At 69.8% G+C, this 18,226-nt stretch carries 18 protein-coding genes; 8 read left to right on the top strand and 10 right to left on the bottom strand.

Annotated elements, in window-relative coordinates; translation table 11 throughout:
- The first annotated feature begins 41 nt into the window (after window positions 1–41).
- Together ACIOSY_RS03260 and ACIOSY_RS03255 are read left to right on the top strand one after the other, a co-directional pair.
- Complete coding sequence (locus ACIOSY_RS03260) at window positions 42–953, top strand: hypothetical protein (protein ID WP_400848899.1); 912 nt, start codon at window positions 42–44, stop codon at window positions 951–953.
- On the top strand, window positions 950–1,795 hold the full coding sequence (locus tag ACIOSY_RS03255) for an SMP-30/gluconolactonase/LRE family protein (protein ID WP_400848896.1): 846 nt from the start codon (window positions 950–952) through the stop codon (window positions 1,793–1,795). Before ACIOSY_RS03260 ends, ACIOSY_RS03255 begins: the two co-directional genes overlap by 4 nt.
- A 461-nt stretch (window positions 1,796–2,256) precedes the next feature.
- Here the strand turns inward: ACIOSY_RS03255 and ACIOSY_RS03250 are convergent, their stop codons facing one another.
- The 3 genes from ACIOSY_RS03250 to ACIOSY_RS03240 all read right to left on the bottom strand — a co-directional run bounded on the left by ACIOSY_RS03250 (window position 2,257) and on the right by ACIOSY_RS03240 (window position 5,088).
- Window positions 2,257–3,114 (bottom strand): fumarylacetoacetate hydrolase family protein, encoded by an 858-nt coding sequence (locus ACIOSY_RS03250; protein WP_400848893.1) that lies wholly within the window; start codon window positions 3,112–3,114, stop codon window positions 2,257–2,259.
- A 19-nt stretch (window positions 3,115–3,133) separates the two neighbouring features.
- The gene (locus tag ACIOSY_RS03245) at window positions 3,134–4,108 is read right to left on the bottom strand and encodes a C-terminal binding protein (protein ID WP_400848890.1); all 975 of its coding nucleotides are present in this window, start codon (window positions 4,106–4,108) and stop codon (window positions 3,134–3,136) included.
- 101 nt (window positions 4,109–4,209) lie between these two features.
- On the bottom strand, window positions 4,210–5,088 hold the full coding sequence (locus tag ACIOSY_RS03240) for a LysR family transcriptional regulator (protein WP_400848887.1): 879 nt from the start codon (window positions 5,086–5,088) through the stop codon (window positions 4,210–4,212).
- A gap of 106 nt (window positions 5,089–5,194) precedes the next feature.
- Here ACIOSY_RS03240 and ACIOSY_RS03235 point away from each other — a divergent pair, with 106 nt between their 5' ends.
- The 4 genes from ACIOSY_RS03235 to ACIOSY_RS03220 are packed head-to-tail and all read left to right on the top strand — an operon-like array spanning window position 5,195 to window position 9,307.
- On the top strand, window positions 5,195–6,517 hold the full coding sequence (locus ACIOSY_RS03235) for an MFS transporter (protein WP_400848884.1): 1,323 nt from the start codon (window positions 5,195–5,197) through the stop codon (window positions 6,515–6,517).
- 42 nt (window positions 6,518–6,559) lie between these two features.
- On the top strand, window positions 6,560–8,191 hold the full coding sequence (locus ACIOSY_RS03230; protein WP_400848882.1) for an amidohydrolase: 1,632 nt from the start codon (window positions 6,560–6,562) through the stop codon (window positions 8,189–8,191).
- A 32-nt stretch (window positions 8,192–8,223) separates the two neighbouring features.
- A complete protein-coding gene (locus tag ACIOSY_RS03225) occupies window positions 8,224–8,973 on the top strand; it encodes an SDR family NAD(P)-dependent oxidoreductase (RefSeq protein ID WP_400848879.1) in 750 nt (249 codons plus the stop codon).
- The gene (locus ACIOSY_RS03220; RefSeq protein WP_400848876.1) at window positions 8,966–9,307 is read left to right on the top strand and encodes a nuclear transport factor 2 family protein; all 342 of its coding nucleotides are present in this window, start codon (window positions 8,966–8,968) and stop codon (window positions 9,305–9,307) included. Before ACIOSY_RS03225 ends, ACIOSY_RS03220 begins: the two co-directional genes overlap by 8 nt.
- Window positions 9,308–9,359: 52 nt before the next feature.
- Here ACIOSY_RS03220 and ACIOSY_RS03215 read toward each other — a convergent pair whose 3' ends face one another.
- Genes ACIOSY_RS03215 through ACIOSY_RS03185 form a run of 7 tightly spaced genes read right to left on the bottom strand, consistent with a single transcriptional unit; the run spans window position 9,360 to window position 16,416 of the window.
- The gene (locus tag ACIOSY_RS03215) at window positions 9,360–10,604 is read right to left on the bottom strand and encodes a type II toxin-antitoxin system HipA family toxin (protein ID WP_400848874.1); all 1,245 of its coding nucleotides are present in this window, start codon (window positions 10,602–10,604) and stop codon (window positions 9,360–9,362) included.
- Window positions 10,601–10,921: a helix-turn-helix domain-containing protein gene (locus tag ACIOSY_RS03210; RefSeq protein WP_400848871.1), complete on the bottom strand. Its 321-nt coding sequence runs from the start codon at window positions 10,919–10,921 to the stop codon at window positions 10,601–10,603. The genes ACIOSY_RS03215 and ACIOSY_RS03210 overlap by 4 nt, the downstream gene beginning before the upstream one ends.
- Before the next feature lie 43 nt (window positions 10,922–10,964).
- Window positions 10,965–11,756, bottom strand: coding sequence for an SDR family NAD(P)-dependent oxidoreductase (locus tag ACIOSY_RS03205; RefSeq protein WP_400848868.1), 792 nt, complete (start codon window positions 11,754–11,756; stop codon window positions 10,965–10,967).
- A gap of 1 nt (window position 11,757) precedes the next feature.
- Window positions 11,758–12,840 carry an enolase C-terminal domain-like protein gene (locus ACIOSY_RS03200; RefSeq protein WP_400848865.1) on the bottom strand — a complete coding sequence of 361 codons (1,083 nt, stop codon included), beginning with the start codon at window positions 12,838–12,840 and terminating at the stop codon, window positions 11,758–11,760.
- On the bottom strand, window positions 12,837–13,592 hold the full coding sequence (locus tag ACIOSY_RS03195; RefSeq protein WP_400848862.1) for an SDR family NAD(P)-dependent oxidoreductase: 756 nt from the start codon (window positions 13,590–13,592) through the stop codon (window positions 12,837–12,839). Before ACIOSY_RS03195 ends, ACIOSY_RS03200 begins: the two co-directional genes overlap by 4 nt.
- On the bottom strand, window positions 13,589–15,076 hold the full coding sequence (locus tag ACIOSY_RS03190) for a hypothetical protein (protein WP_400848859.1): 1,488 nt from the start codon (window positions 15,074–15,076) through the stop codon (window positions 13,589–13,591). Before ACIOSY_RS03190 ends, ACIOSY_RS03195 begins: the two co-directional genes overlap by 4 nt.
- Window positions 15,073–16,416, bottom strand: coding sequence for an MFS transporter (locus ACIOSY_RS03185; RefSeq protein ID WP_400848856.1), 1,344 nt, complete (start codon window positions 16,414–16,416; stop codon window positions 15,073–15,075). The genes ACIOSY_RS03190 and ACIOSY_RS03185 overlap by 4 nt, the downstream gene beginning before the upstream one ends.
- A 149-nt stretch (window positions 16,417–16,565) precedes the next feature.
- Here ACIOSY_RS03185 and ACIOSY_RS03180 point away from each other — a divergent pair, with 149 nt between their 5' ends.
- Entirely contained in the window at window positions 16,566–17,255 is a 690-nt protein-coding gene (locus tag ACIOSY_RS03180) for a GntR family transcriptional regulator (RefSeq protein ID WP_400848853.1), read from the top strand.
- Window positions 17,252–18,079: an SDR family NAD(P)-dependent oxidoreductase gene (locus tag ACIOSY_RS03175; protein WP_400848850.1), complete on the top strand. Its 828-nt coding sequence runs from the start codon at window positions 17,252–17,254 to the stop codon at window positions 18,077–18,079. Before ACIOSY_RS03180 ends, ACIOSY_RS03175 begins: the two co-directional genes overlap by 4 nt.
- Window positions 18,080–18,226: the final 147 nt, after the last annotated feature.

The following is an 18,226-nucleotide window of genomic DNA, read 5'->3' as shown; positions in this document are numbered from 1 at the left end:
CCCCTCAGCGGGTGCCCCTGCCGCAGTAGGCTGAGCACATCATGGACGAGTTCTTGCGGTGGGCGGGCAGCTACTGGTGGCTCATCTTCCCCATCATGGGCATGGCCGGCGGTGCCGCCAAGGCCATGGAACGCAACGCCCGGCGACGCCATGAACGCCGTCTCGAGACGCTCAAGATCAAGGCCCAGCTCAAGACGGCCGAGATCGAGGCGCGCGCGCTGAACGGGCAGGGCAAGCGGCGCGGTGCGCCGTTTGTGCAGGCCCCGGCATCCGATGTCCCGAACGAACTGCTCGAACGCCTGTTCGCCGAGCACGAGGAGATCACCGCACGCTGGCTCGACTACGAGCTCGACGTCGCCAAGCTGATCGCGTTCCCGGCGATGAGCGACGGCCGCCAACCGCTCACGGCCACGTTCCTGCGGGCCAAGCGCACGGCCGATGCCCTGCGCCCCGCCGCCGATGCGAAGCCCACCGAGAAGCAGGTGTCGGAGTACCTCGACGCGGTCGGCGCCTACGCCGTGGCGTTCGAGATCGCCGAACGCGATGCCCGGCGCCTGCGCGACTCGACCTTCACCGAGGTCGAACGCAAGCGCCTCGACCGCGCGCAGCAGTTGCTGAAGGTCGCGGTCGACGAGTCCGCCACCCAGGCCGAACGCAACATCGCCTACAAGCGCGTGCGCGAAGAGCTCGACGGGCTGATTCTGCTGTCCGACGACGCCGTCACCGTGCTCGAGAAGCAGGTGGCCCGCGAGCTGCCGCAGGGCGCGGCATCCGCCGTTCCGGATGCTCCGCCCGCAGCCCCGGCCGCCTCGGTGCCGCCGGCCGCCCCGGCGCCTGCGCCCGCCGCCTCGGCGCCTGCGCCCGCTGCCGAGCCAGCCCCGGCCGCCTCGGCGCCTGCGCCGGCTGCCGAGCCCGAGCGGATGCCGCTGCGCAACGCCGACGAGAAGCCGTGACGCCCGAGAACATCACCGGCCCGCTCTGCGTGCACGCCGAGGGCCCGGTCTGGTCTCCGGCGTGGGGCGGCATCCGCTGGGTCGACGGCGATGCCGGAGACCTGCTGACCCTGCGCGACGACGGTGTGCACCGCCTGCACCTCGACGACGAGTATGCGGCGTTCGTGCGCCCCCGAGCATCCGGCGGTTTCGTCGCCTTCGGCGGTCGCCACCTGTACCTCTCCGACACGGCCGATGGGCCGGTGCGGATCGCGGCGACCTTCGACCTGGGCGAGGCCCGCTTCAACGACGGCACCGTCGACCCGCGCGGCAGGCTGCTCGCGGGTTCGATGGCGCTCGACGGTTCGAGCGCGGTCGGGCGGGTCATCCGCATCGACGCCGACCTGACCTCGGCCGACGTGATCTCGCGCGTCACCGTCTCGAACGGCATCGCCTTCGCACCCGGCTCGACGCGCGCCTACTACGTCGACTCCGACACCGGCCGCATCGACCTCTTCGACGTCGCCGAGGGTGAGCTGCGCGGGCGCCGCACGTTCGTGGCGATCCCCTCCGAGCAGGGCACACCCGACGGACTCACGGTCGCGGCCGACGGTTCGGTCTGGGTCGCGCTCTGGGGCGGATCGGCGGTGCACGGGTATGCCGCCGACGGCTCGCTGCTCGCGCGCATCGAGCTGCCCGTGCCCCAGGTGAGCGCGTGCACGTTCGGCGGCGACGATCTGCGCACGCTGTTCATCACGACCTCGGCGCAGGGCCTGCCGGTCGATCACGGCACGGCAGCCGGCTCGCTGTTCGCGGTGGAACCCGGCGTGCGCGGGATGCCCGTGGTCCCGTTCGCCGGCTGACCCGGGTCGCGGGGGGCGCCCTCACTCGGGGTCGCCCGCCGTCACGCGGGAGGAGATCCTCACACCCCGGCCGCGCCGCCACTCGGGAGGAGATCCGCATTCGGGAGGATGCTTCGGTCGAGTTCGCCCTCCCTGCCGCAGATCTCCTCCCGAATGACGGGCGCCTCGACAAGCCCATGAGGCCCGGGACGCGAGAAGTCAGGAAAGAGCCGGATGCGCCGGACGAGGGGTCTCCTGAACCCTCGCGCGCCGTCATTCGGGAGGAGATCCGCATTCGGGAGGGTGTTTCGGGCGAATCCGCCCTCCCCTCCGCGGATCTCCTCCCGAGTGACGGGCGCGGCCGGGTCGACGCCCTCTACCCGAAGCACGGTTGCACTCAGCAAAATGGAAACCGTGCCCCGGGCACAGGGCGCCGAACGGGGTCCCTGAACCCGTCGAAGGGCCCGCCGGGAGCCGGGGCCTCAGCCCAGCCGCACCCGCTCGACGCGCTGCGTCTGCACCCCGAGCCCCTCGATCTCGATGCGCATCTCGTCACCGTCGGCGAGGTAGGGGAAACGGCCCGAGAGCGCCACGCCCTGCGGGGTGCCGGTGTTCACGACGTCGCCCGGTTCGAGCACCATGTACTGGCTCAGGTGGTGCACGAGCTCGAGTACCGGGAAGACCATGTCGGCCGTCGACGAGTCCTGCCGGGCCTCGCCGTTCACGAACGACCGCAGTCGCAGCGCCTGCGGGTCGACCTCGTCGGCGGGTACGAGCGCCGGGCCGAGCGGGTTGAAGGTCTCGGCGCACTTGCCCTTCGACCACTGCCCTCCCGACACCTCGATCTGGAAGGCGCGCTCCGACACGTCGTTCGAGACGGCGTATCCGGCGATCACGTCGCGCGCGGCTTCGGGCGACGGCAGGTACCTCGCCGTTTTGCCGATCACGACGGCGAGCTCGACCTCCCAGTCGACCTTCTCGGCGTGGGGCGGCAGCAGCACGACATCGTCGGGGCCGACGATCGTGTTCGGATGCTTGAAGAAGACGACCGGATGCTCCGGCGGCAGCGCCCCGGACTCGGCCGCGTGCGCGGCGTAGTTCATCCCGATGCAGATGACGGCGGTCGGACGCGCGATGGGGGCGCCGATGCGCAGCCCCGCGGCATCCGTCTCGGGCAACGTTCCCGCGGCAAGCGCGGCCCGCACCCGGGCGATGCCGTCGGCCGCGAGGAAGGCGCCGTCGATGTCGGAGGTCAGCGACGAGAGGTCGCGCACCACGCCGTCGTCGTCGCGGACGAACGGATGCTCGTCGCCGAGGGGGCCGAGTCGCAGGAGTTCCATGGGTGTCCTTCCGAGGGTTTCAGCGGGCGTCGGCGTAGGCCGGGTTGACGATCGGGACCGACTCTCCGGCGAGGAACCGGATGATGTTGTCGGCCGCGTGCACGGGCAGGTCGGCGAGCGCCTCGGGTGAGAACCAGGCCGCGTGCGGGGTGAGCAGCACCTGATCGAGGTCGCTGAGGGGGGAGTCCGCGGCGAGGGGTTCCCCGTCGAAGACGTCGAGCGCGGCGGCGCCGAGGTGTCCGTCACGCAGCGAGGCGGCGAGCGCGTCTTCGTCGATGAGCGGTCCGCGGCACGTGTTCACGACCACGGCCCCCGGTTTCATGGTCGCGAGGGAGGCGGCGTCGATCAGGTGGCGGGTCGCCTCGGTGAGCGGCACGTGCAGGGTGAGAATGTCGGCGCGGGCCACGGCATCCGGAATCTCGACGGGCTCGCATCCGGCGTCGCGCACGGCGTCGGCGGGGGCATAGGGGTCGGCGACGAGCACGCGGAAGCCCAGCGCGCGGCATCCGCGGGCCACGATCGAGCCGATGCGGCCGAAGCCGAGCACCGACACCGTGGTCGTCGAGGGGCGCACGGCGAGGGGGCGGGCGTCCACCGCCTTCCACGTACCGGCGCGCACCGCACGGTCATAGGCCGGCAGTCCGCGCGCCTGCGTCATGATCATCGCGATCGTGTGGGCGGCGACCTCTTCGATGCAGTAGCTGGGGGTGTTGGCGACGGCGATGCCGCGGGCCGTGGCCGCCTCGACGTCGACCATGTCGTAGCCGATTCCGACGCGGCTGATGATGCGCAGGTTCGGCAGGCGGTCCATGACCTCTCCGGTGATCTGCGCCCACTGCACCACGAGACCTTCGGCATCGGCACCCAGGGCGGCGATGTCGTCGACGGCGGGCGAGGCGGCGCGGTCGGCACGCAGGCCCGCGTCGCGGAGGGTGTCTTCGATGACGGCGCCGGGAAGGTCGCAGTCGCTGACGAGGATGAACGGCACTGTCATGAGAGCGATGCTATAGCATCTAGCGGATTTGTGTGCGCGAGTCTTGTGGTGGGCCCTTCGACAAGCTCAGGGACCCAGCTACTCGCGGCGGCCCGACGGGCTCAGGGCTCGTAGAGCCTCGCGACGTGATCGGCGGCGAACTCCGTCAGTTGCTCCGCCACCCGGCGGATGTCTTCGCGGGCGTAGTGCGTGCGCTCCCAGCTCGCGTAGAGCGCGCACTGCATCGGGAGTCCCCGGTGGTGCAACGGACGCGAGAGCAGCCCGAACCGCGGCGGTTCCACCACGACGCAGGGCCCGTGGCCGGCGGCGGAGCGGGCCTGGATGATGGGGGCATCCGCTCCGAAGCTCGCCATCTCGACCGACCACGCCTCGCTCTCGGCCGCGCGCTGGATCTGCGTCCAGGCGGCCGATCCCGCGCCCGAGGTGAGGAAGGGGCCAGCGAGCAGGTCTTTCAGTTCGAGACGCTCACCCGCGGCGAGCGGATGCGATGCGGGCAGCTGACAGTAGAGGGGAAGGGTGAGGATGCGGATGCTGCTGAGCCGCGAATCCGGAGGACTCGTCGTCACCGCCAGATCGGCACCGGTGCGCAGCCGGTCGTAGGTCTCGGCGGGCGTCGCGACCACGACGTCGGAGATCGGGCCCCCACCCGCGATGAACGGCGCCAGCACCAGCACGCTCGTCATCTCGGGGGCGGCGGCGACGAACGAGCGCTCCTTCTGCACGATGCCCGTCATCACCTCGCGCGCGCGTCGCCCGCGCCGCACGAGATCGCGGGCCATGGGCTCGAGGCGGTCGCCGGCGTAGGTGGCCACCATGCCCTGCGGCATCCGTCGGAACAGGGATGCCCCGACCTGGCGTTCGAGCGAGGCGATCTGCCGCGATACCGTCGGTTGGGTCCTGATCAGGCGTTCTGCCGCGAGACTCACCGACCCGCAGTCGAGCACCGCGACGAACGCTTCGAGTTCCCGTTCCCCATACATACGTAAAGCGTATGCGATCACCCGATTTCTTCATTGGACGAGCATGGGTCGCGGCGATGAGGATGGCAGAACCCGAACATTCCCCCGATCAAGAGAGCCTCCCCCGATGGCCACTTCGCGCACTGACATCAGTACTGCCCGGCAACGTCGTTCGATGGTGGGTGCCTTCGTCGGCACCGCGATCGAGTGGTACGACTTCTACATCTTCGGCACGGCGGCCGCCCTCGTCTTCGGACGCGTCTTCTACCCCGACGTCGCTCCCGGCGCGGCACTGCTCGCCTCGTTCGCCACCTTCTGGGTCGGATTCCTGATGCGCCCCGTCGGCGGTCTCGTGTTCGGCCACTTCGGCGACAAGTTCGGCCGCAAGAACGTGCTCGTGCTCACGCTCATCCTGATGGGCACCGCCACCACGCTCATCGGCCTCCTGCCCACCTACGCCCAGATCGGCATCTTCGCGCCGATCCTGCTCGTGGTGCTTCGCGGTCTGCAGGGCTTCGCCGTCGGCGGCGAGTGGGGCGGCGCCGTGCTGCTCTCGACCGAGAACGCCACCGCCAAGAAGAAGGGCCTCGCCGGCGCCTGGGTGCAGCAGGGCTCGCCCGCGGGCTCGATCCTCGCGACGGTCATGTTCCTGCTCGTGGGCCTTCTTCCCGACGAGCAGTTCATCACCTGGGGATGGCGCATCCCGTTCCTCGTGTCGGCCGTGCTCGTGATCGTGGGGCTCATCATCCGCGTGAAGGTCGAGGAGTCGCCCGACTTCGTCGCCGCGAAGAAGTCCGACGAAGTCGTGAGCGCCCCGGTGCTCGTCGCGCTGCGCACCGCTCCGATGCTCATCGGCCTGGGCGTGCTCGCCTCGGTGATGGGCATCTCGAACGCCTACTTCTCGAACACCTTCCTGCTCGCCTGGACGACGGGATCGCTCGGCATCGACCGTCAGCTCATGCTCAACATCCTGCTGGGCATGGCGATCCTGCAGTTCATCTGGCAGCCCATCGCCGCGAAGATCGCCGAGCGCTTCGGCATCGCCCGCGTGATGCTCGCGGGACTCATCCTCAGCGTCGTGCTCACGGTGCCGTACTTCCTCGCCATCCAGGCGGCATCGCCGCTGTGGATCACCGTGACGCTCTACGCCACGATCATCGGCAGCACCGCGTACTACGCGCTGCTCGCGACCCTGCTCGCCTCGGCGTTCCCCGCGCGCATCCGCTACTCCGGCGTCTCGCTCGCCTACCAGCTGTGCGCGACGGTGTTCGGCGGCTCGACCCCGCTGGTCGCACAGTGGATCCTCAACTCCACCGGCGGCAGCGTGTGGGGAGTGGCCGTGTTCTACGCGGCGATGATCCTGCTCACGATCTTCGGCGTGTGGGCGCTCCAGCGCCGCATCACCCATTCGGTCACGGCCGCCGAGCCCGCGACCGCGACCGTCGCCTGACCGCCGCGCCGCCCGCCCCATCCCGCAGACCGGAGAGAGACCATGCGCGTCGACGCGATCTTCACCAACGCCCGCATCCGCACCCTCGACGCTGAGCGACCCACCGCGCACAGCATCGGCACGTTGAACGGTCGCATCGTCGGGTTCGACGAGCAGTTGCACGGCATCGACGCGGATCGCATCGTCGACCTCGGCGGACAGCCGGTGCTGCCGGGGTTCCACGACGCGCACCACCACCTCTCGCTCACGGGTTTCCGGCTCGCCTCGCTGAACCTGCGGCCCGGTGTCGTGAACTCCCTCGACGGGGTCTACGAGGCGGTGCGCCGGCACGCCGAGGGGCTGGCGCCGGATGCCTGGGTGCGAGGCTCTGGATACGACCAGAACTTCCTCGAGGGGCATCCGACCGCCGAAGGGCTGGACCGGGTGTCGGGCGGTCGACCGGTCATCCTGGAGCACGTCTCCGGGCACATGATGGTCGCGAACACCCGGGCCTTCGAGCTGGCCGGCTACTCGGGACGCGAGGGGTTCCCCGAGATCGCCGGCGGGGGCATCCCCCGCGACGCCGACGGCCGGCCGCAGGGCTTGCTGCAGGAGTCGGCGATGGGCCCGCTGCTCGCCCTCGTGCGCCCCGTCGCGCTCGACGAGGTGCAGCGCAACCTCGGACTCGCGAGCGAGCAGGCGCTCGGCTACGGCCTCACCTCGGTGACCGAGCCCGGGATCGGCGAGATCAGGATGGTCGGCAACAGCCCGCTCGACTATCACGCGTACCAGTCGGCGGTCGAGCGGGGCATCCTGCGCGTGCGCACGACCCTGATGCCGTACATCACCGTGCTGCACCCGTTCGCCGATCTGCCCGATAAGGACGTGCTCGGCCTCGATCTCGGCATCCGCACCGGACTCGGCGACGACATGCTGCGCGTCGGACCGGTGAAGATCGTCGCCGACGGATCGTTCATCGGGCGCTCGGCCGCCATGCACGCGTGCTTCCACGGCGAGGCCGACAACTTCGGCGTGCTGCTGCACGAGCCCGAAGCACTGCGCGACTACATCGTGGGCGCGCACCGGGCCGGGTGGACGGTCGCGACCCACGCGATCGGCGACCGCGCCATCACGCACGTGCTCGACGCGATCGAGCACGCCCAGAGCATCGCCCCGCGCCCCGACGTGCGGCACCGCATCGAGCACTTCGCCCTGGCGAGCGATGCCGACATCGCCCGCGCCGCACGGCTCGGCGTCATCCCGGTGCCGCAGGGCGTGTTCGTCTCGGACTTCGGCGACGGCATGGCGGCGGCGGTCGCCGACGAACGTCGCGACGACATCTACCGGGTGAAGTCGCTGGCGGATGCCGGGATCGTACTGAACGGCTCGACCGACTCGCCCATCTCCGATGCGAACCCCCTCGTCTCGCTGCGCGACATGGTGCTGCGCCGCACGGCGAGCGGCGAGGTACTGGGCGAGCGCGAGCGCGTCTCGGTCGACGAGGCCGTGCGGGCCTACACCTACGGTTCGGCCTATGCGGTCGGCCAGGAGCAGCAGAAGGGCACGCTGCGGGCCGGGATGCGGGCGGACTTCATCGCGCTCAGCGACGACCTGTACTCGATCCCGGCGGAGGCCATCGCCGACCAGGAGGTCACCACGACGGTCGTCGGCGGAGAGGTCGTGTTCAGCGAGTAGCCCCTGCTGGTCATTTGCTATAGCGTTTAGTCATGACCATTCGCCGCGCACTCATCACGGGCGCCAGCTCCGGCATCGGAACGGCCGCCGCCCTCGAACTCGCCCGCGAAGGACTCGCCGTCTGGCTCACCTACACGGGGCGAGAAGCCGAGGCAGCGCGAGTCGCCGAGGAGTGCCGCGCCGCCGGGTCGCCCGACGTGCGCGTCTCGCGCCTCGACCTGCGCGAACAGGCATCGATCGACGCGCTCATCGCCGAGATCACGGATGCCTGGGGCGAACTGCACGTGCTCATCAACAACGGCGGCGTCTGCCCCTACACCCCCTACGACGAGATCGACATCGAGGAGTGGGACTTCGTCCTCGAGACGAATGCACGCGGCACCTTCTTCCTCACCCGCGGCGCGCTCTCCCTGCTGCGCGCCGCCGAGGGCGACCGCTCGGTCGTCAACCTCTCGTCGATCGCCGGCCAGGTCGGCGCCCTGCAGACGGGGCTGCACTACGCCGCCAGCAAGGGCGCGATCCTCGCCCTCACCCGCAGCTTCGCCCGGCACCTCGCCCCCGAAGGCATCCGCGTGAACGCCGTGAGCCCCGGGCCCGTCGCCAGCGCGATCACCGACCAACTGCAGGGCGCCGGGCGCGAGAAGCTCGAGTCGTCGATCCCGCTGGGAGCCTTCGGGCAACCCGCCGACGTCGCCTGGATCATCGCGTCGCTCGCCTCCCCCCGCGCGGGATTCATCACCGGCGCCACCTACGACGTCAACGGAGGAGTACGCATTGACTGACAGCATCCGCTCTGCCGCGCAGACCGTGCAGGACCAGCTCGACGCGTTCAACGCACACGACCTCGACGCGTTCGTCGCCACCTACGCGGCGGATGCCGTCATCACCGGCGTCGCCCCCGAACCGGTCGTCGGCGCCGAGGCCATTCGCGCGTTCTACGAGCCGCGCCTGCAGAACCCCGAGCTGTCGTGCGTGATCGAGCAGACCGTTCTCTTCGGCGATCGCTGGGTCGTCGCACAGGAGCAGGTCATCAACGCGGGCGTCTCGACCGAGACCATCGCGACCTTCGACGTGGTCGACGGTCTGATCTCCCGGGCCTCGATGCTCAAGGCCTGAGGCTTGGCGGGTACACGTCACGGAGTGCCATGGTCCTTGCGGATGCTCTCCCTCAGCTCCTGAGTGTCGTAATGCCACTCTCGAACGCGTGGGCGAATCGTACGATCTCCGATCCTCGAACACCATTCGCTTGTGCGGCGTCTCGCCACCCGTCGAGGACTCCGGCGATCCGCTCGCGTTCCTCCCTGGCCGCGGGGGCGCTCAGGCGACACGCGCGTGCGAGTTCCTCCAGCCCGTCGCTCTCATCGCCGAGGGTGCTCGCGCCGGCGATCGCGGTCTGGCGCGCTTTCGGGTCCGGCTCGGGGTTGATGTCGAAGGCGGGGCTGAGAGCCCAACCGCTCTCGTCGTGTACGAAGCCATGATTGCGGAGGTGGTCGTCAGTGTTGTGCAGTCCGACACTCACCACAGCGCGCCGAAAGAGCTCGGCAAGGTCGTCTTTGACCCGACCACCCTTCTCCTCGATCGCCTCGGCGATCTCGATGTAGTCGCCCCCGGCACCGTCAACCCGCTCCAACACAGTCATGGCACTCATATATCCGATCCGCTCGCCGCCAGAGGTCCGATCGAACCGATTGAGCAGCAGCACGTTGCGGCCGTCAAGAGGAGCCAGCCGGTACGTGGGCACGGCCACACCCGCGGCTTTCGCGAGATCAAGCGCGGTAGCCTCCCACGCCATGACATCCCAGGCGTCTTCGGGGTGGGAGAACTTCGCGATGAGCAGTTCACCGTCGTCGCCCCGCACCGCTGCCTTGGGGCGCGCGCCTCCGAGAGAGCCGGTTCCCGCATCGAGGAGCAGTTTCACCGCCGCGAGACCCTGATCCCCATCATCGCGAGCAGCGGCCTCGGACGCGCGCATGAGTTCTGCGAGACGGAACATCTTCGGTACATCGTGATCCGGATCCAGGAACGGGGACTGTTCATCCCGGCGGAATCGAAGAGCACCCTGGCGCGTGGCGTCGCTGACCCCGACGAGGTAGTCGACGTCATCCAGCGAGCGCTGCGCGCGCTTCTCCTGAAGTGCAAGTGCTCGCTCCCGCTTCAGGACGAGGTTGCGGCCCCAACGGTCCGGCGCGCAGTCGGAGAAAGCCCCAGGAAGCCCCGGCGCCTGCTGCGATCCGCTGTACAGCTCGAACCTCGGATCCACCTCATAGGCGAGCGCGTGCGCGAAATAGTCAGGTTCGTATTGGAACATCGTCGACGAGAGCTCGCCGCGCCTGCGGTTGAACTGCGCTCGACCGGCGAGGACGGTCTCGCCTCCGATGTCTACATGCAGCTCCACAGCGTCGAAGCGCGTCATCGCACACGCTTCCTGTTGATGAGATCAGCTCTGGCGCGGCCGAGATCCGTACTCAGAGGATCAAGCGCTTCCGTGAGCTTCTCGAGTACGCCGAGCCCCCGGGCCACCCGGAGTACGACGTGGAAGCCGACGGATGGGTCGCCGTGTTCGAGTCGACGCAGTGTCCCCCGCGAGATGCCTGCACGCTCAGCGACCTGTTCAGCTGTCAACCCGAGGATCTTGCGCCACGCCGCAAAGTCCTCACCGATCTCGACGCTCGCGCGCCGCACCTTCGCGGGAAGGCGTGGTGCGATAGATCCATTTACTGCGGTCGTCATGCGCACCATTATCGCTCTTAAAGGACGATGCGTAAACCATACGTTAGCGCCCGAAGCGCTCGCGCAGCGCCGGGTCGACCGCGATCTCTCCGAACGAGGCCGTCCACGCGCCGTCGACCGCGATCGACTGCCCCGAGAGGTACGGCGCCTGATCCGACAGCAGGAACGCCACCACAGCAGCGACCTCTCCGGCCTGGGCGATGCGCCCCATCGGCGGTCCCTCGGCGAGGGCGCGCTCGGCGGCGACGGGGTCGGCGGATGCCGCGATCTGGGCGTCGAGATGCGGTGTGCGCACTCCGCCGGGCGCGACCGTGTTCGCGCGTATGCCGAGACCGCCATATGTCACAGCCACGCTGCGGCTGAGGGCGTCGATGCCGCCCTTCGTGAACTCGTACGCGGCGTGATCGATGAACGCCGACCGCCCGTGGATCGAACCGATGTTGACGATCGCGCCGGCGACGCCCTGGTCGATGAAGGCCGAGACGGCGGTGGAGCATCCCCAGATGTAGCCGAATCCGTTGATGTCGACGATCTCGCGCACCACCGCCTCATCGAGATCGTGCAGCGGGGTGCGACGCGTGATGCCCGCGTTGTTGACCCAGCCGGCCAGCGGCGCGAGCCCCTGGGCGACGGATGCTGCGCGCTGATGCACCGCGCGATCCGACGCGTCACCGAGCACGACGTCGGCGACGATCCCCGCCTCGATCGTGCCCGAACCGGGCGAGCGTTCGAGACCCACGACGATCCAGCCGTCGGCGGTCAGTCGTTCGGCGACCGCGCGACCGATGCCCTTGCCGCTGCCGGTCACCACGACGCTGCGTGCACTCCGGGTCATGTCAGTTCCTCTCGGACGCGAAGGGGAAGACGCCCGGGTCGAGCGTGAAGCCGAGCCCCGGGGCATCCGCCGGTCGCACCGATCCCTCGAAGGCGGGCCCACCGACGATGAACGACGGCGCCGGGTCATAGGGGTTCGCGCCGCGCGCGAAGGTCTCGACGCCGATGCCGAGATGCGCCGTGACCTCGGGATACACGTGTCCCGACACCGGAACACCCCGATCGGATGCCCAGGCGATCAGTTCGCGCGCGGGCGTCACCCCGCCGATCGCCACGACGTCGAGGCGCAGCACGTCGACGGCCTCGTGTTCGACGAGAGCCTTCAGCACGGCCGGGTCGGCGACCTCGTCTCCGACCGACACCCGCAGCCCGCTCTCGCGACGGATGCGCGCACAGCCCGCCGTGTCTTCGGGAAGCAGCGGGTCTTCGAGCCAGGCCAGCTGCGGATCACCCCACTGCGCGATCTCGGCCAGAGCCTCGTCGGCGTCGCGCCAACCGAAGCCCACATCGACCACGAGACCCGTCTCCGCGGGCAGCTCGGCACCGAGCAGCGCGAGCAGTTCGCGCATGTATGCCGCATCGGGCATGCGCGAGATCTTCACCTGCGACCAGCCGGTCGCCTGGGCTAGCACCTCGTCGGCCACCTCGCGCGGAGTGCGCGTCGCCGAGGGGTACGCGGCCACGAGCATCGCGTCGCGCGGGGCGTCGCCGGTGCCGAGCATCTGCCACAGGGGCACGCCGGCCCGGCGGGCCGCGATGTCCCACAGCGCGATGTCGACCAGGCCGATCGCCCGGCGCACCAGACCGACCCGGCCGACGATGGCGCTGCCGCGCAACATCCGATCCCAGGTGGCGGCGGGGTCGTCGGCACCCGCCCCGATCGCGTGGCCGGCGATCAGGCGATCGACGATCTCGGCCATCGGCGCCTCGCGCGACAGGCAGTACGCGACGCCCGAGACGCCGTCGGCGTCGGATGCCCGCACCGCGCTGTACTCCCGCCGCGTCACCGTCATCGCCCCCAGGTGCAGGGGCGCCGGCAGCGGGAGCACGGCCGTCGCCGACTCGATCCGCGTGATCTCGGTCATTCGGGCTTCTTCGCCAGGGGCACGCCGTAGTCGACCATGAAGCCGCCGTCGACGTAGAGCGTCTGCCCGTTCATGTAGCGCGACTGATCGGACACCAAGAAGCTCACCGCCGCGGCGATCTCGCTCGCCTCGGCCAGCCGCTTCGCCGGAATGCGCGACAGGATCGTGTCGAGGCTGAGGGTGCCCGCGTCGACACCCTGGCGGAACACCCCGGTGTCGACGTAGCCGGGGGCGACCGCGTTGACCCGCACCCCGCGCGATGCCCACTCGGCGCCCGCGGTCGAGGTGAGGCCGATCACCGCCGCCTTGGTCGTGGCGTAGGGCGCCCGCCCCGCAGACCCGCGCGACGAGATCGACGAGATGTTCACGATGCGGCCGTCGCCGCGTTCGAGCATCCGTTTGCCCGCCGCCTGCAGCGCCGAGAAGACGCCGTGCAGGTTGACGTCGACGACGGCCGCCCACTCGCTCCAGCTGAGGTCTTCGATGCCGCGGTGCCGCTGGATGCCCGCGTTGTTCACGAGCACCTCGATGGGGCCGTGCTCGGCCTCGATCTCACCGAACACCCGGTCGACGCCGTCGTGGTCGGTGACGTCGAGCTCGCGCCAGACGATGCCGGCGGGGTTCTCGGCGGTGGTGAGACCGGGCACGCGGTCGGCGGCGACGACGAGGTAGCCGTCGGCGGCGAGACGCTGGCCGATCTCCCAGCCGATTCCGGCTGATCCTCCGGTGACGATGGCGACGGGGCGGGTCATATCTCTCCTTGGGTGGTGGGCGATGCGGGCCGAGTCAGCACGGCCTCGACGAGACGGGCGGCGTGCTGCTCCAGAAGCTCCAGCGCCCCCGGGGCGAGGGGCGTCTGCCAGGCCTGGTACGCGCCTCGGTCGTAGGCCTCGCGGGTGGGCAGGTACACGAAGCCGGGGCCGTTCGTGAGGTTCATGACGACGATCGGCGTGTCGAGGAACCGGGCCCGCAGGCTCGTCTGCAACCGCGAGTACGCCTCGCCCGGGTGCCCGACGATCACGGCATCGCCGAGCCGCCACACCCACACCGGGTGCGTGACCGTGGGGCCGTCGATGTACCCGTCGCGCAGGTTGCGGGCACGTCCGACGCGCTCCTCGCGGGAGCGCACGTCGATGTCGGCCCACTCCTCGGCGAGCTCGTCGAGCGTGGGCAGATCGCGCAGGGGGAGTTCGACGGAGGCGACGAGGCCTGTGGTGGACCCTTCATCTCGCTCCGCTCGCTCAGGGACCGCATCTCGCCGCCGGTCCCTGAGCGAGGAGCGCAGCGACGAGACGAAGGGCCTCCCCGCCCAGATCGCCAGCGGCGCCCCGGACTCGACGACGCCGTCGAGCGTCAGCTCGTCGCCCGGCACGGGCAGCGCATCGAGTGCCGCGAGCACGGCGTGACCGAGCGAGCGCCCGTGCCGATCCGCCACCGTCACGTCGCCCGTGTACTGCTCGCGCGGGGCGAGCTCACCCGACGCCCCCTGCACGAACAGGCAGGGAGCATCCGTCGCCCCCTCGACGATCTCGCGCATCGCACCGACGTAGTCCGGCGACACCTCACGGCTCTGCCAGGCGAGCGTCGTCGGATGGCAGGCGTAGTTCACGAGCGTGGCGTGCACCGCGCCGTCGACGCTGATGCGCCCGATCGTGACCGTGTCGTCGGCGGTCGCGGCCGGGTTGTAGCCGACGAGCGCCCGGCCGTCGAGGTCGAGTTCGCGGTCGGCGGCGAGGGTGCAGCGCCCGGAGGTCCATTCGATCAGCCCCGGTTCGGCGCCCGCGAGCGCTTCGCGCCCCGCGGCGACACCGGCCTCGGCCAGCGCCTCGAGGTACCCGGGGATCAACTCTCCGCCCGGCAGATGCGCATCGGCGGCGCAGAGCACAGCGCCCGCGTGGGTGTGCGAGAGCGACAGCATGAGCTGGTCGGCCTCGAGCCCGAGACCGTCGAGGATCGCCCCGCGCACGCCCTGCTCATCGGCGACGCGGCGCCACCAGGTGCCGTCGACGGCGAGCAGCACGCGGGGCCGCAGGTCGTCGCCGATCAGGGCGAGCGCGGTGAGCTCGAAGGGTCGGTGCGCGCCCTCGGATCGCTCCCAGTCGGCCGGGCCCCAGTTCTTGGCGCGGATGCCGGTGGGCGGCGTGATGTCGCGGCGGGCGACCCCGACCCGCAAGGCGCTGCGCGGCACACGGATGCTGTCGCCGATCTGCGTCGGTGTCATCGTCGGTGTCGTCATGCCTTCTCCTGTATCTCGGGGGCAGCCGTGAAGTCGGTGCGGCGACTGAGCACGAAGGCGATCGTCGCCCCGAGCAGGGTGAGGGCGGCGATGAGCAGCAGACCCCAGATCGCGGACCCGGTCGTCTGGCTGATCCAGCCGATCGCGTACGGGCCGGCGAATCCGGCGAGGTTGCCGATCGAGTTGATGAAGGCGAGCCCGGCGGCGGCCGCCGTGCCGGTGAGCACCATCGGCGGGAGGCTCCAGAACAGCGGCGTCGTCGAGAAGAGCGCCGACATGCCCACGCACAGGGCGATGAGCGCGACCACCGGCGTCCCCTGCGCGGCGACGGCGGCGATCAGCGAGAGCGCGGTGATCGTGAGCGTGATACCGATCTGCAGCGGGATGTTGCCCTGCTTGCGGGCCGCCCGCTCCCACGGGAGCATCACGAGAGCCGCGCAGAGGTTGGGCAGCGCCACGAGCCAACCGGTGGTCGAGTTCGAGAAGTCGCCCATGCTCTTCACGATCGTCGGCAGCCACATGCCCAGGCCGTAGGCGCCGAAGACGACACCGAAGAAGAGCACGATCAGCGTCCAGAGCCGGCCGTTGCTGAACACCTCGCGCAGACGCAGCCGTCCGTGCCGCTTCTCGATCGCCTGGGTCTCGGCGGCGAGGGTGTCGGTGATCCACTTCTGCTCGGTGCGGTCGAGCCAGCGCGCATCCTGCGGACGATCGGGCAGCCAGAAGAAGACGACGAAGGCGAGCAGCACGGCGGGCAGACCCTGCAGCAGGAAGACCAGCTGCCAGCCGTCGAGGCCCCAGAGCCCGTGCAGTTCGAGCATCCATCCCGAGAGCGGCGCGGCGACCGCGTTGGCGATGGGGTTCGACAGCACGAACACGACCATCACCTGGGTGCGGTACTGCCGGGGGAACCACAGCGTCAGGTAGAGGAGCACACCGGGGAAGAAGCCGGCCTCGGCCACACCGAGGATGAATCGGGCGATCGCGAACTGGGTCTCGTCCTGCACGAAGGCGGTCAGTGAGGCGACGATGCCCCACGAGATCATGATGCGGGCGATCCATTTGCGGGCGCCGAACCTCTCGAGCAGCAGGTTGCTGGGCACCTCGAAGAGCAGGTAGCCGATGAAGAAGATGCCGGCGGCGAATCCGAAGGCGGCCTCGGTGATCTGCAGGGCCGTGGTCATCTCCAGCTTCGCGAAGCCGGCGTTGTTGCGGTCCATGTAGGCGACGAGGTACAGCAACCCCAGGAAAGGCCCGAGGCGCCAGATCGCCTTCTTCATGGCGGATGCCCCGACCTGTTCGGGCGTCCGCGTCTCACTGCTGGTTCGCACACTGCTCACGACAACTCCTTCGTCATCCATCACGTTTGCTATAGCATCTAGCAACGGTGAGCGTTTGTCCAGTCCGCCTTCGAATGCCATAGCATCGAGCGAATGGTGGATGCGCGACCAGCGGCCGACGGCCCCGCGCAGCGAGGAGGGGCAGCCGAATGCGCATCGTGACAGACCACAACATCGCCGAGCAGGTCACCGACGAGTTGCGTGCCGCGATCCACTCGGGTGAACTCGCCCCCGGCGAACGCCTCGTCGAACGCAAGCTGGCCGACCGGCTCGGCGTCAGCCACATCCCCGTGCGCGAAGCCCTCACCCGCCTCGCCGAAGAACGACTGATCGTGCGCGAACCGCGCCGCGGCGCCCGGGTCGCACAGCTCACGGCATCCGACCTCGAAGAGATCTCGAGCCTGCGCATCGTGCTCGAGCAGTTCATGGCCATCCGCGTGCAGGAACGCTGGAATGCGGATGCCGCGGCGCGACTCGGCGCGATCGTCGACGCGATGGCCCAGGCCGCCCCCGGAGACATCGACGAGGTGCTGCGCCAGGACCGGCTGTTCCACGAGACGCTCGCCGACCTCGCCGAGCACCGGTTTCTCGACGAGATCAGCGCGCAGCTGCGCGGGCGCATCGCGGGATTCATCCGCGCCGCGAACGACGCGCTCGACGTCGACGAGCAGGAGCAGCACGTGCGCAGCCACCAGGAGATCGTCGATGCGATCGGCAGCGGCGACCCCGAGAAGGCGCGCGCGGTCATCGCCGAGCACGTCACCCGTGCCGTGGAACGCATCACCCCGACCGACGCGAGCACCGACGCGCTCACCGACGAAAGTACCGACGCCTCATGAGCACGATCGTCCTCACCGGAGCATCCGACGGCATCGGCGCAGCCGCCGCCCGACAGCTCGCGCCGACCGACCACCGGCTGATCCTGGTGGGACGCTCGCCCGAGAAGACGAAGGCCGTCGCCGCCGACACCGGTGCGGAGTACTTCACCGCCGACTTCGCCCGCCTCGACGACGTGCGAGAACTCGCCGCGAAGCTGACGGATGCCGTCGGCGACGACGGCATCGACGTGCTGGCCAACAACGCCGGCGGCATCTTCGGCGACCAGACCCCGACGGTCGACGGCTTCGAGAAGACCATCCAGGTCAATCACCTCGCGCCGTTCCTGCTCACGAACCTGCTGCTGCCGACCCTGCTCGCGTCGAACGCCGCGGTGATCAACACGTCGAGCGTCGGGCATCGCCTCTTCGGCCACATCGACGTCGACGACCTCGACAACCGAAAGAAGTACAGCGCGAACAAGGCCTACGGCGACGCGAAGCTCGCCAACGTGCTCTTCACGAAGAGCCTGCACACGAAGTTCCACCCCGACGGGCTGAGCGCCGTCGCCTTCCACCCCGGCACCGTGCAGACCAACTTCGCGTCGGACTCGTCGAGCATCATGCGCGTGCTGTACCGGAGCTTCCTCGGCAAACTGCTGCTCACGAGCACCGATGAGGGCGGCGCGATCCTGCGCTGGTTCATCGAAGGCACGCCCGATGAGACCTGGTTCTCGGGCGCCTACTACGACGAGCGCACCCTGAGCTCGAAGACCAACCCCCAGGTCGACGACGCCGCCCTCGCCGAGGCCCTGTGGCAGAAGAGCGCCGAGCTCGTCGGACTGTAGGAGTCGCGCGGGGCGGGGCCCTTCGACAAGCTCAGGGACCCACTCGCGCCCCAGGGTCCAGTCGCGCCGCCCGCCGGGGCAACCGCGCGAGACAGGCGGAGAACTCCGCGTTGGGCGGAAGTATCCGCCCCATCTTTCCTCCCCACG

It is taken from the genome of Microbacterium sp. NPDC087665, assembly GCF_044743285.1.
Lineage (GTDB): Bacteria > Actinomycetota > Actinomycetes > Actinomycetales > Microbacteriaceae > Microbacterium.
Note: the sequence above shows the minus strand (reverse complement) of the source record. Positions and strands in the feature narration are given on the sequence as shown.

Excerpts from the sequence above, each read along its gene's own strand:
- ACIOSY_RS03175 (WP_400848850.1), top strand. The coding sequence starts at position 17,252 with ATGAGCACGATCGTCCTCACCGGAGCATCCGACGGCATCGGCGCAGCC.
- ACIOSY_RS03195 (WP_400848862.1), bottom strand. The coding sequence starts at position 13,592 with ATGACCCGCCCCGTCGCCATCGTCACCGGAGGATCAGCCGGAATCGGC.
- ACIOSY_RS03215 (WP_400848874.1), bottom strand. The coding sequence starts at position 10,604 with ATGACGCGCTTCGACGCTGTGGAGCTGCATGTAGACATCGGAGGCGAG.
- ACIOSY_RS03180 (WP_400848853.1), top strand. The coding sequence starts at position 16,566 with ATGCGCATCGTGACAGACCACAACATCGCCGAGCAGGTCACCGACGAG.
- ACIOSY_RS03200 (WP_400848865.1), bottom strand. The coding sequence starts at position 12,840 with ATGACCGAGATCACGCGGATCGAGTCGGCGACGGCCGTGCTCCCGCTG.
- ACIOSY_RS03225 (WP_400848879.1), top strand. The coding sequence starts at position 8,224 with ATGACCATTCGCCGCGCACTCATCACGGGCGCCAGCTCCGGCATCGGA.
- ACIOSY_RS03210 (WP_400848871.1), bottom strand. The coding sequence starts at position 10,921 with ATGACGACCGCAGTAAATGGATCTATCGCACCACGCCTTCCCGCGAAG.
- ACIOSY_RS03240 (WP_400848887.1), bottom strand. The coding sequence starts at position 5,088 with ATGTATGGGGAACGGGAACTCGAAGCGTTCGTCGCGGTGCTCGACTGC.
- ACIOSY_RS03250 (WP_400848893.1), bottom strand. The coding sequence starts at position 3,114 with ATGGAACTCCTGCGACTCGGCCCCCTCGGCGACGAGCATCCGTTCGTC.
- ACIOSY_RS03205 (WP_400848868.1), bottom strand. The coding sequence starts at position 11,756 with ATGACCCGGAGTGCACGCAGCGTCGTGGTGACCGGCAGCGGCAAGGGC.
- ACIOSY_RS03260 (WP_400848899.1), top strand. The coding sequence starts at position 42 with ATGGACGAGTTCTTGCGGTGGGCGGGCAGCTACTGGTGGCTCATCTTC.
- ACIOSY_RS03235 (WP_400848884.1), top strand. The coding sequence starts at position 5,195 with ATGGCCACTTCGCGCACTGACATCAGTACTGCCCGGCAACGTCGTTCG.
- ACIOSY_RS03245 (WP_400848890.1), bottom strand. The coding sequence starts at position 4,108 with ATGACAGTGCCGTTCATCCTCGTCAGCGACTGCGACCTTCCCGGCGCC.
- ACIOSY_RS03230 (WP_400848882.1), top strand. The coding sequence starts at position 6,560 with ATGCGCGTCGACGCGATCTTCACCAACGCCCGCATCCGCACCCTCGAC.
- ACIOSY_RS03190 (WP_400848859.1), bottom strand. The coding sequence starts at position 15,076 with ATGACGACACCGACGATGACACCGACGCAGATCGGCGACAGCATCCGT.